Raw genomic sequence first — 11,495 nt, 5'->3', positions numbered from 1 at the left:
AGTGGGTGGAGCGGTGCCGGGCGAACTCGTCGAGTTCGACGAAGGAGTCCTCGTCCAGGAGGAGTTCGATGCGTTCACGGGCCGTCAGTTTGCCTTTGGCGTGCTGCTTCTCGACGGCGCGTGCGGAGCCGGCGTGCGTCGCTTCCTGGATGCGCCGCTGAAGGTCCGCGAGTTTCCCCGCGGTGGTGTGGAGGTCGATCTCGTTGATCTCTGGACGCTCTTCCGGCTCGGACATCGGGATGCGGCTCCCTGCCTGCTCAAAAGGGGGGACGGTTACTCAGCCGTAGCGTAGTGGCGGCCCCACCGATCGGCAGTGCGGCGTTTGCCACACCTAGGCTGGCTCGCATGACACCTCGTGACGCAGACGACGGCTCCTCCAACGGCCCCGCCGCGAGCCGCTGGTCCGACCTGGACCGCCCGCCCCTCAACGCCACGGCGCTGCGCCGCGGCCTGGTCCGCCCGGACGGCCTGTGGTCGGCGCTGGACGTGGTGCAGCGCACTGGCTCCACCAACGCGGACCTGGTGGCCGCCGCCGAGGCCGGCCGGGCGGCCGAGGGCGCCGTCCTGATCGCGGAGGAGCAGACCGCGGCGCGGGGCCGCCTGGACCGGCGGTGGACCGCCCCGGCCCGCTCCGGACTGTTCTTCTCGGTGCTGCTGCGGCCCGCCGAGGTGCCGGTGGCCCGCTGGGGCTGGCTGCCGCTGCTCACCGGGGTGGCGGTGGCCACCGGACTGGCCCGCTCGGCCGGCGTCGACACGGCGCTGAAGTGGCCGAACGACCTGCTGGTCACCGTCGGCGGCGAGGAGCGCAAGGCGGGCGGCATCCTGGTCGAGCGGGCCGGGAACGACGGCGTCGTCATCGGCGTGGGCATCAACGTCACCCTCCGCGCGGACGAGCTGCCCGTCCCGCAGGCCGGCTCGCTGGCCCTGGCCGACGCGGTGAGCACCGACCGCGACACGCTGCTGCGGGCGGTGCTGCGCTCGCTGGAGGACTGGTACGGCCGCTGGCGCGCCGCGGGGGGCGACCCGGCCGTCGGCGGCCTCCAGGAGGCGTACGCGGCGGGCTGCGCCACCCTGGGCCGCCGGGTGCGCGCCGAACTGCCGGGCGACCGGTCGCTGATCGGCGAGGCGGTGGCGGTGGACGGAGACGGCCGGCTGGTCCTCGCCACGCGGGAGGGCGTGCAGGAGCCGGTGGGAGCGGGCGACATCGTCCATCTGCGCCCGGCGTGACACCCGGCCGCCCCCGCGTACGTGCCGGGCGGGCGGGGGCCCGGCCCGGCCTGCTCCCCACGGCGGACCCTCGGCCCGCCGAGGGGGCCGGGGCCCGAGAAGACGCCGGTCAGGTCCCCCCTCGGCCCAACCTGACGGAGTGAGCTGGCGCACACCTGCCGTAGAGTTGAGGCCGGTCGAGACCTGACCGTGGCAGATGGGAAGGGCAGCAGGTGACCGTCGACGACACGGGCTCCGGCGCGGACGACGCGGACGGCCGGGTGGACCCGGAGGCCGAGGCCGCCGACTCCGGCGAGGATCCGCTCGCACTGCGACTGGAACAGCTGATCCTGGGCGCCGAGCGGCGCTACACCCCTTTCCAGGCGGCCCGCAGCGCCGGTGTCTCCATGGAACTGGCGTCCCGTTTCTGGCGGGCCATGGGCTTCGCCGACATAGGCCAGGCCAAGGCGCTGACCGAGGCCGACGTCCTGGCCCTGCGGCGCCTCGCCGGTCTGGTCGAGGCCGGGCTGCTCAGCGAGGCCATGGCCGTACAGGTGGCCCGGTCCACCGGGCAGACCACCGCCCGGCTGGCCGAGTGGCAGATCGACTCCTTCCTGGAGGGTCTGACCGAGCCGCCCGAGCCGGGCATGACGCGCACCGAGGTGACGTACCCGATCGTCGAGCTGCTGCTGCCCGAGCTGGAGGAGTTCCTGGTCTACGTCTGGCGCCGCCAGCTGGCCGCCTCCGCCGGGCGGGTGGTGCAGGCGGCGGACGACGAGGAGATGGTCGACCGGCGGCTCGCCGTCGCCTTCGCCGACCTGGTCGGCTTCACCCGGCTGACCCGCCGGATGGAGGAGGAGGAGCTGGGCGAGCTGGTGGAGGCCTTCGAGACGACCTCCGCCGACCTGGTGGCCGCGCGCGGCGGCCGCCTGATCAAGACGCTCGGCGACGAGGTGCTGTACGCGGCGGACGACGCGGGGACGGCGGCCGACATCGCCCTGCGGCTGGTGGAGACGCTGGGCAACGACGAGACGATGCCCGAGCTGCGGGTCGGGATGGCGTTCGGCACGGTCACCACCCGAATGGGCGATGTCTTCGGCACGACCGTGAACCTGGCCTCCCGCCTCACCTCCATAGCCCCGCGGGACGCGGTGCTCGTCGACAGCGCGTTCGCCGAGGAACTGATCCGTACCGGTGACGCCCCCGCGTCCGAGGCGGAGGCGGCCGAGGCCGCCGCGGCGGCGGAGAAGGAGGGCGAGGAGCCCCCGGTGTACCGCTTCGCCCTGCAACCGACGTGGCAGCGCCCGGTCCGCGGCCTGGGCGTGATCGAACCCTGGCTGCTCACCCGGCGCGAGAGCGCGGCGCCGTGACCCCCGCCCGGCTCAGCGGAGGCCGACGCACAGCCCGATGACCGGAAGACACAGCCCGCCGCCCCCGGAGGACGGCCCCGGAGCGGGACTCCCCGACGCGGCCGGCGCACCACGACCCGGAGCCGGCGACGGCACCGGAACCGGACTGACACGCGCACTGGCGGACGACTGAGGCCGAGGCGCAGACGCGGTGACCGAAGGCGCTGCCGCCCCCGAGACGCGCGGAACGACGCGCCCCCAACCCCTCACACCCGCCGCACCCCCCGGGGACCCCCCGGAAGGCGCCGCCACCACCCCCGAGACACCGCCACCGCCCCCGCCCCACGTCACAGCGGCACCCCCCGCACCCCCCATGGGAACCCGCACGGAGGGCAACGCGACGGCCCCCTTCCCACCCGAACGCTCCCCACCCCCCGCACGAGCACCCTTCCCCTTCTCCTCCTCACCCTCCCCCTGCGGAGTGGCGCGCGGCGCATGGGTCTCCGCCTCGGCGTTCCCGTTCCCGAGCCCACTGCCCGCGTACTCGGGAGTCAGCCGTACGAGACCGAGCGCACCGGCGACCAGGGCGAGACCGCAGATGACGAGCAGCGCCTTGCGCCCCCGGGGCCGCCGATGCCGCCCCCGGACCCGCACACCGATGACGCCCAGGGGAACCCGACCGTCCCGCACCGCACTGCCGTCCGTCATCGCCGTCCTCCCGATGCCCTCGCGCCCCAGGTGCGCCGTGGAACGCTATGCGCCGACACGCGGATGATGCGGAAGTCGGGCGAGATATCACTCGAACGGGTTGCCGGACCTCGACAAGGGGAGCGCGCCGAGCCGACCGCCCTTCCCCCGGACAGGCAAGGCTGCGATGATCGGACCAGCAGTCTTGTTAACACGCGTTAACCGGGAGGGTGTCATGAGCGAGGAACGGTTCGGCGAGTTCGTACTGGTGCGGCGGCACGGTTACGTCGCGGAGCTCGTGCTGGACCGGCCGAAGGCCATGAACGCCGTGTCGACCGACATGGCCCGCGCCATCGCCGGGGCGTGCGCGGCGCTCGCCGCGGACCGGGACGCGCGCGTGGTCGTCCTGACGTCCTCGCACGAGCGGGCCTTCTGCGTCGGCGCGGACCTCAAGGAGCGCAACTCCTTCAGCGACGCCGACCTGATGCGGCAGCGACCGGTCGCGCGCGGGGCGTACACCGGCGTACTCGAACTGCCGATGCCGACGATCGCCGCGGTGCACGGCTTCGCGCTGGGCGGCGGCTTCGAGCTGGCGCTCTCCTGCGACGTGATCGTGGCCGACCGGACGGCGGTGGTGGGGCTGCCCGAGGTGTCCGTAGGGGTCATCCCGGGCGGCGGCGGCACCCAGCTGCTGCCCCGGCGGGTGGGCGCGGCCCGGGCGGCCGAGCTGATCTTCACGGCCCGCCGCCTGGAGGCCGCCGAGGCCCACGGTCTCGGGCTGGTGGACCAGCTGGTGGACGAGGGCGAGGACCGTACGGAGGCGCTGGCGCTGGCCGCGCGGATGGCGGCGAACTCCCCGATCGGCCTACGCGCCGCCAAGCGGGCCCTGCGTCTGGGTCAGGGCCTGGACCTGCGGGCGGGCCTCGACGTGGAGGACGCGGCCTGGCGCACGACGGCCTTCTCCGCGGACCGAGCCGAGGGAGTGGCGGCCTTCAACGAGAAGCGCGCGCCGGCCTGGCCGGGCGAGTAACCCCTGCCCACCTCAGCGCCCCCAGCCGCCCCCCAGCCGCCCCGCAGCCGCCGTATGACGGTGGCCCCTGCGGCCGACGCGGCGGGCGCCCCCCGACGGCCCGCACCCGCCCGACGACGGGAGCGGGCCGTGGTGGTGCGTCCGAGCCCGCCGCGTACTGCGGTCACATCCCAGTTCAACCCATGCGACTCAGGGCCGTACGTCCGTGTGCGGCGGGCTGGACGCACCACCACGGCCCCGACCCACGACGCACCCCGAGGCGCACGCACCCGCACTCACCGTTGTCCGAGTCCCCGTTCGGGCAAAACATCCCTAGCCTGGGGTGATGGGTGAGAACAGACGGCTGGCCGCCGTAGTGGCGTTGGCGCAGGGCATGGCCGCGGCGCACACTCCGCGCGAGTCGTGGCGCGCGGCGGCGCTGGGAGCGTGCCGCGCGCTGGAGGGCAGCTTCGCCGCACTCTCGGTGTGGGAACGCGACCGAGGCCGCCTGCGCGTCCTGGTGAACGTGGGCGACCGCGCCCCCGAGGAGGAGGAGTTCCCGGAGGACGAGACGTACCCGGTGCATCAGTTCCCGGAGATCACCGAGTTCCTGCACGAACGCTGGGCCTCCGGCGGCGAGCCCGACGCCTGGGTGGAGACCGCCGAGGGCCAAGCCGCCGGCCGGCCCGGCTACTGCCACCAGCGAGTGGCCGCCCTGCGCCGCAGGGGCCGCGGCTGCTGCGTGGTCGCCCCGATCGTGCAGCACGGCCGGGCCTGGGGCGAGCTGTACGTCGCCCGCAGGACCGGCGCCCCCCTGCTGGACCGCGCGGACGCGGACTTCGCCACCGTCCTGGCGGCGGTGGTGGCCGCCGGCCTGGCGCAGACGGAGCGGCTGGAGGAGGCCCACCGGCTGGCCTTCACCGACGCCCTCACCGGTCTCGCGAACCGCCGCGCCGTGGACCTGCGCCTGGACGAGGCCATCGAGCGGCACCGCGCCGAGGGAGTGCCCGTCAGCCTCGTCGTCTGCGACCTCAACGGCCTCAAGCGGGTCAACGACACCCTCGGCCACGCGGTCGGCGACCGGCTCCTGGAGCGCTTCGGCTCGGTGCTGTCGCTGTGCGGGGCGATGGTGCCGGGGGCGCTCGCGGCGCGCCTGGGCGGCGACGAGTTCTGCCTGCTCGCGGTGGGTTCGTCGGCCGACGAGGTGGTCAAGGCGGCCGAGGAGCTGTGCGGGCGCGCGGCGGAACTGGAGCTGGGGGAGGGGGTGGCGTGCGGAGTGGCGTCGACGGAGGACGACATCGGCCCGGTGCCGTCGGCCCGCCGGCTGTTCCGGCTGGCGGACGCGGCGCAGTACCGCGCGAAGGCGCTGCGCGCCGACCGCCCGGTGGTGGCCGGCCGGGAGGGCCCCGACGACCCGGTGGTCCGCCTGGCGGACGAGTCGTCCCCGCTCCCGCGACTCCGGGCGGAGCGCCGCCGCTTCAGAGGCCGCCGCGCGTGAGGCACCCGCCCCGAACCCCGACCACCTCCAGGCCCCGAACGCCGACCACCTCCAGGCCCCGAACCCCGACCACCTCCAAGCCCCGAAACCCGGCCACCCCCGGGTAAGGGTCACCCACGTCACCCACTAGTGACATCCCCGCATTCAATGCGTACGCTCCTGAATATGGATATGCACACTGTGGTGGTGGGGACGACCGGCGTCACCGCGTCCGACGTCCTCGCCGTGGCCCGCGCCGGCGCCCGGGTCGAACTCTCCGACACCGCGCTGGCCGCCCTCGCCGCGGCCCGGGAGATCGTGGACGCCCTGGCGGCCAAGCCCGAACCCGTCTACGGCGTCAGCACCGGCTTCGGCGCCCTGGCGACCCGGCACATCAGCCCGGAACTCCGCGCCCAGCTACAGCGCAACATCGTCCGCTCGCACGCGGCCGGCATGGGCCCGCGGGTGGAGCGCGAGGTCGTACGGGCGCTGATGTTCCTGCGCCTGAAGACCGTCTGCTCCGGCCACACCGGCGTGCGCCCCGAGGTCGCGCAGACCATGGCCGACATCCTGAACGCCGGCATCACCCCGGTCGTGCACGAGTACGGCTCCCTCGGCTGCTCCGGCGACCTCGCCCCCCTCTCCCACTGCGCCCTCACCCTCATGGGCGAAGGCGAGGCGGAGGGCCCCGACGGCGCCGTCCGCCCGGCCGGCGAACTGCTCGCCGAGCACGGCATCCAGCCCGTCGAGCTGCGCGAGAAGGAGGGCCTGGCCCTCCTCAACGGCACGGACGGCATGCTCGGCATGCTGATCATGGCCTTGGCCGACCTGGACACCCTCTACAAGTCCGCCGACGTCACCGCCGCCCTGTCGCTGGAGGCGCTCCTCGGCTCGGACAAGGTCCTCGCCCCCGAGCTGCACGCCATCCGCCCGCACCCGGGCCAGAGCGCCTCCGCCGCCAACATGCTGGCGGTCCTCAAGGGCTCCGAACTCACCGGCCACCACCAGGACGACGCCCCGCGCGTGCAGGACGCGTACTCGGTGCGCTGCGCCCCGCAGGTGGCCGGCGCCGGCCGGGACACCCTCGCGCACGCCCGGCTCGTGGCGGAGCGCGAACTCGCCGCCGCCGTCGACAACCCGGTCGTGCTGCCCGACGGACGGGTGGAGTCCAACGGTAACTTCCACGGCGCCCCGGTCGCCTACGTCCTGGACTTCCTCGCCATCGCCGCCGCCGACCTCGGCTCCATCGCCGAGCGCCGCACCGACCGGCTGCTCGACAAGAACCGCAGCCACGGCCTGCCGCCGTTCCTCGCCGACGACGCCGGTGTCGACTCGGGCCTGATGATCGCCCAGTACACGCAGGCCGCGCTGGTCAGCGAGATGAAGCGCCTGGCCGTACCGGCCTCCGCGGACTCCATCCCGTCCTCCGCGATGCAGGAGGACCACGTCTCGATGGGCTGGTCGGCGGCGCGCAAGCTGCGCACGGCCGTCGGCAACCTGACCCGGATCGTCGCGATCGAGCTGTACGCCGCCGCCCGCGCCGTGGAGCTGCGCGAGGGGCTGACCCCGGCCCCCGCGACCCGGGCGGTCATCGAGGCCGCGCGGGCGGCGGGCGTGGGCGGCCCCGGCCCGGACCGCTTCCTCGCCCCCGACCTGGCCGCCGCCGACGCCTTCGTGCACGACGGCGGACTGCTCGCGGCGGCCGAGACGGTCACCGGCCCGTTGCGGTGAACGGCCGTCCCCGCCGCGATGGTTCGCGGCGGGGACCCGTGCGCGAAGCGCCGCCCGGAAGGCACCGGCCGATCCGGCCCCCCCGTGACTTTCCCGTGACCCGGGATGTTCACTAACATCGCCTCCACACGGCCAATTCGCCAGTGCCACAAGGGGGATCGATATTCCGTGTCATCCGCTCGCCGTACGCTGCTGACCGCCACCGCCGCGGGCACCCTGCTGGGCGCCCTGTGGTTCGTCCCCTCCGCGAGCGCGACCGGGGACGCGCCGGCGAGAACGGCGGCCGGTCCGGCCTCGGCGGCGCGCGACGCGGAGCGGGGACAGGCCGGGGAACGCACCCTGACCGTGCCCGCAGAGGGCTCGGCCGCCGCAGCCGGCTTCCGGGCAGCGTCCGCCCCGCAGAACGCCACCCCGCACACCGGCACCGAGACCCGTACAGGCACCGAGGCCCGTACCGGCACCGGCACCGAGGCCCGTACCGGCACCGAGGCCCGTACCGGCACCGACACCGGGACCCGCACCAGCACCGACGCGGGCACGCAACGGGACACCACCACCGCCGCCACCACCACCGCCGAGGACGGTCCGCTGCTCGCCGACACGGGCAGCCTCGACACCACCCCGTACGTCGTCGGCGGCACGGCCTTCCTCGCCCTGGGCGCGGGGTTCGTGGTGTACTCGGTGCGCCGCGAGCGCCTCGGCCTCTGAACTCCGCCGCCACTCGGCCGAGTTGCCCGAGACGCGACGAAATGCCGCGTTTCGCACGGAGTTGCGCCAAACCAGCCCCGCCCCGATCCCGCTGTGACAAGAGACACCGCGTGAATTCGCGGCCCCCGGCCGCATCTCTTCGCGCCGCTCGGGAAGGCCCACCGGGAGGGACCGGCGGCCCGCTCCGCCGTCCTCCGCGCACACCGGGCACGACCCCGTCCGGTCGGGCCGGAGGTCTCGGCGAGAATGAGGGGGAGCGGCACGACGCTCAGACCGGTGAGACCCGCGCCCGCCTCCGGTGGACGTGGTGTGTCCCACATCCGCACGCGTTGGGGAACGGGACGAAACGGTCGTAGCGTTGTGGGTTGTTGACGGGGGAAGCAAGGGGTCCTGGGGAATTCGGCGACGATGGAGAAGCGTGTGATGACGAACAGTAGGCGGCGCAGGGCCCTGGCGGCCTCGTCCGCACTGCTCGGCGGTGTACTGGTGCTTTCGGCCTGCTCCGGCAGCAAGGCGGCCGACGGGGGCGGCGACGAGAGCACCTCGCAGGCCAAGTCGGATCAGGCCGCGGCGCAGGAGACGTCCGAGGCACAGATCAAGATCACACCGGCGGACGGCTCCGACAACGCCTCGATCAACAACGCGGCCGCCGTCACCGTCGCCAAGGGCACCCTGACGGACGTCACGATGACCACGACCGACGGCAAGCCCGTCCAGGGTCGGATATCGGCCGACAAGACGAGCTGGAAGCCCAGCGCCCAGCTCAGCCGCGCCACCACGTACAAGCTCGCCGCGACCGCCACGGACGCCAAGGGCCGCGCCGCCCACGAGAACGCCTCGTTCACCACCGTCGCCCCGGCGCACAGCTTCATCGGCTCCTTCACGCCGGACAACGGCACCACGGTCGGCGTCGGCATGCCCGTGTCGATCAACTTCGACAAGGCGATCACCGACAAGGCGGCCGTCCAGAAGGGCATCACCGTCACCTCCTCCACCGGCCAGCAGGTGGTGGGCCACTGGTTCGGCGCCAACCGCCTGGACTTCCGGCCGCAGAAGTACTGGACGGAGAACTCCACCGTCACGCTGAAGCTCGACCTCGACGGTGTGCAGGGCGCGCAGGGCGTCTACGGCGTCCAGCAGAAGACGGTCACCTTCCGCGTCGGCCGCAACCAGGTCTCCTACGTCGACGCGAAGACCAAGCAGATGAAGGTCACGCAGGACGGCAGGACCGTCAAGACCATCCCGATCTCCGCGGGCTCCCCCGAGCACACCACGTACGAGGGGCAGATGGTGATCTCCGAGAAGTTCACCCAGACCCGGATGAACGGCGCCTCGGTCGGCTTCAAGGACTCCGACGGCAAGGGCGAGTACGACATCAAGGACGTGCCGCACGCCATGCGCCTGACCACGTCCGGCACCTTCATCCACGGCAACTACTGGGGTGCGCCGTCCGTCTTCGGCAGCGCCAACACCAGCCACGGCTGTGTGGGCCTCCAGGACAAGAAGGGCGCGAACGACGCCGGCACGCCGGCCGCGTGGTTCTACCAGCACTCGCTCATCGGTGACGTCGTGGTCGTGCAGAACACCGGCGACAAGACGGTGTCCCCGGACAACGGCCTCAACGGCTGGAACATGAGCTGGTCCCAGTGGACGGCCGGCTCCGCCGTCTGACACCCGCTCAACCAGCTTGCCAATGCCGCCCCTTGAGGGCGGCATCGGCGTTTTCCGGGCCCCGGGCACGCCCCCACGGGCCTCACGGTGACGGCGGGCCGACGTCTTCTCATCCTCCTCTTATGCCGGGCTTATCGCTTCATCACGGTGCGTCCCTAGCTTTCGGCGCATGTTCTTCACCTACCTGAGGCGCGAACTGCGCCGCCGTAGAAAGGCGGCCCTCGTCGTCGCCTCCGGTCTCGCCCTCGGCATCGCGCTCGTCATCGTGGTCACCTCCGTGTCCAACGGCATGAGCAAGGCCCAGGACAAGGTCCTCCAGTCGCTGTACGGACTGGGCACCGACATGACCGTCACCAAGGCCGCGACGCCGACCTCCGGCGCCTCGCAGCGCCCCCGCTTCCAGTTCGACGCGAAGGGCAACGACGACAAGAAGACCCAGAGCAGCGACCGGGTCCAGGTGCAGGGCTTCACGACGCTGTCCGCCGCGACGGTCACCAAGGTCGCGGGTCAGCAGGGCGTCTCCTCGGCGGTGGGCGGCCTCAGCCTGAACGTGGTGAAGATCAGCGGCCAGTTCACCCGCGGCGAGTTCCAGCAGCAGCGGAGCGGCGGCGAGGGCGGCCGGTTCGGCGGCGGCCAGTCCGCCCCGCAGGGCAGCGTCCAGGGCGGCGGCGCCAACTTCGACGTCAACCAGTACAGCGTCTACGGCGCCGACGTGGCCCACCCCGACCTCGGTCCGCTGACCTCCTCGAAGATCACCAGCGGCCGTACCTTCAAGACCACCGAGACGAACGCGAAGGTCGTCGTCGCCGACTCCGCGTACGCCAAGGAGAAGAAGCTCACGACCGGCGGCACGGTCACCATCAAGGACGTCAAGTTCCAGGTGATCGGCATCGCGACCGCCGACAGCGGCGACGCGGCGGCCAACCTCTACATCCCGCTCCAGCAGGCGCAGACGCTCAGCGGCAACAAGGACAAGGTCACCACGATCTACGTCAAGGCGGCCGACTCTCAGAAGATCGACACCGTCAAGGGCGCCATCCAGAAGAACGTCTCCGGCACCACGGTCACCACCTCCGCCGACCTGGCCGACACCGTCTCCGGCTCGCTGTCCACCGCCTCCAGCCTGGCCACCAACGTGGGCAAGTGGCTGTCGATCGCGGTCCTGGTGGCCGCGTTCCTGGTCGCCGGACTGCTGACCTCCTCGGCGGTCTCCCGGCGGGTGCGCGAGTTCGGCACGCTGAAGGCGCTGGGCTGGAAGTCGGGCCGGGTGACCCGGCAGGTGGTCGGCGAGGCCGTCGTCAACGGCCTGGTCGGCGGCGTCCTCGGCATCGCGCTCGGGCTGGCTGGCGCCTACGCGGTGAGCGCGATCAGCCCGACGCTCCAGGCGCAGCTCGGCTCCTCGGGCGGCTCCGCCGGGGGCGGCTTCGGCGGTGGCGGGGGCGGCGGTTTCGGCGGTGGCGGGGGCGGCGGCTTCGGCGGCCCCGGCCGGCAGACGGCCAAGACCCTCGAAGTGGCGCTCACCGCACCGGTCAGCCTCACCACCATCGCCGTCGCGGTCGGCCTCGCGGTGGCCGGCGGCCTGGTCGCGGGCGGGTTCGGCGGCTGGCGGGCCTCGCGCCTGCGCCCGGCCGACGCGCTGCGCCGGGTCGAGTAGCGC

General features: G+C 73.4%; 9 protein-coding genes. 8 read left to right on the top strand and 1 reads right to left on the bottom strand.

All coding sequences use genetic code 11. The features are described 5' to 3' along the window. Nucleotides 1–235 (bottom strand): carboxyl transferase domain-containing protein (locus ABEB07_RS34500; RefSeq protein WP_345671981.1); only part of this gene is annotated, 235 nt, incomplete at its 3' end. A gap of 110 nt (nucleotides 236–345) precedes the next feature. On the opposite strand from ABEB07_RS34500, the gene ABEB07_RS34495 reads away from it, so the two are divergent. From ABEB07_RS34495 to ABEB07_RS34460, 8 genes are all read left to right on the top strand, one after another. Further along, complete coding sequence (locus tag ABEB07_RS34495; RefSeq protein ID WP_176150264.1) at nucleotides 346–1,227, top strand: biotin--[acetyl-CoA-carboxylase] ligase; 882 nt, start codon at nucleotides 346–348, stop codon at nucleotides 1,225–1,227. Between the two features lie 212 nt (nucleotides 1,228–1,439). Continuing rightward, on the top strand, nucleotides 1,440–2,576 hold the full coding sequence (locus tag ABEB07_RS34490) for an adenylate/guanylate cyclase domain-containing protein (RefSeq protein ID WP_345671980.1): 1,137 nt from the start codon (nucleotides 1,440–1,442) through the stop codon (nucleotides 2,574–2,576). A 901-nt stretch (nucleotides 2,577–3,477) separates the two neighbouring features. After that, nucleotides 3,478–4,272 (top strand): enoyl-CoA hydratase/isomerase family protein, encoded by a 795-nt coding sequence (locus ABEB07_RS34485; protein WP_345671979.1) that lies wholly within the window; start codon nucleotides 3,478–3,480, stop codon nucleotides 4,270–4,272. Nucleotides 4,273–4,597: 325 nt separating this feature from the next. Further along, nucleotides 4,598–5,749, top strand: coding sequence for a GGDEF domain-containing protein (locus ABEB07_RS34480; protein WP_345671978.1), 1,152 nt, complete (start codon nucleotides 4,598–4,600; stop codon nucleotides 5,747–5,749). A 171-nt stretch (nucleotides 5,750–5,920) separates the two neighbouring features. Further along, entirely contained in the window at nucleotides 5,921–7,459 is a 1,539-nt protein-coding gene (hutH, locus tag ABEB07_RS34475; protein WP_345671983.1) for a histidine ammonia-lyase, read from the top strand. 168 nt (nucleotides 7,460–7,627) lie between these two features. Continuing rightward, complete coding sequence (locus ABEB07_RS34470) at nucleotides 7,628–8,167, top strand: cell wall protein (protein ID WP_345671977.1); 540 nt, start codon at nucleotides 7,628–7,630, stop codon at nucleotides 8,165–8,167. A gap of 408 nt (nucleotides 8,168–8,575) precedes the next feature. Then, nucleotides 8,576–9,838, top strand: coding sequence for a L,D-transpeptidase (locus tag ABEB07_RS34465; protein WP_345671976.1), 1,263 nt, complete (start codon nucleotides 8,576–8,578; stop codon nucleotides 9,836–9,838). Between the two features lie 169 nt (nucleotides 9,839–10,007). Beyond that, the gene (locus tag ABEB07_RS34460) at nucleotides 10,008–11,492 is read left to right on the top strand and encodes an ABC transporter permease (protein ID WP_345671975.1); all 1,485 of its coding nucleotides are present in this window, start codon (nucleotides 10,008–10,010) and stop codon (nucleotides 11,490–11,492) included. Nucleotides 11,493–11,495 lie beyond the last annotated feature (3 nt).

The sequence above is a fragment of the Streptomyces similanensis genome (genome assembly GCF_039543625.1).
Lineage (GTDB): Bacteria > Actinomycetota > Actinomycetes > Streptomycetales > Streptomycetaceae > Streptomyces > Streptomyces similanensis.
The sequence above is the reverse complement of the archived record's forward strand: the minus strand, read 5'-3'. Positions and strand labels throughout refer to the sequence as shown.

Excerpts from the sequence above, each read along its gene's own strand:
- ABEB07_RS34485 (WP_345671979.1), top strand. The coding sequence starts at position 3,478 with ATGAGCGAGGAACGGTTCGGCGAGTTCGTACTGGTGCGGCGGCACGGT.
- ABEB07_RS34460 (WP_345671975.1), top strand. The coding sequence starts at position 10,008 with ATGTTCTTCACCTACCTGAGGCGCGAACTGCGCCGCCGTAGAAAGGCG.
- ABEB07_RS34495 (WP_176150264.1), top strand. The coding sequence starts at position 346 with ATGACACCTCGTGACGCAGACGACGGCTCCTCCAACGGCCCCGCCGCG.
- hutH (WP_345671983.1), top strand. The coding sequence starts at position 5,921 with ATGCACACTGTGGTGGTGGGGACGACCGGCGTCACCGCGTCCGACGTC.
- ABEB07_RS34465 (WP_345671976.1), top strand. The coding sequence starts at position 8,576 with ATGGAGAAGCGTGTGATGACGAACAGTAGGCGGCGCAGGGCCCTGGCG.
- ABEB07_RS34480 (WP_345671978.1), top strand. The coding sequence starts at position 4,598 with ATGGGTGAGAACAGACGGCTGGCCGCCGTAGTGGCGTTGGCGCAGGGC.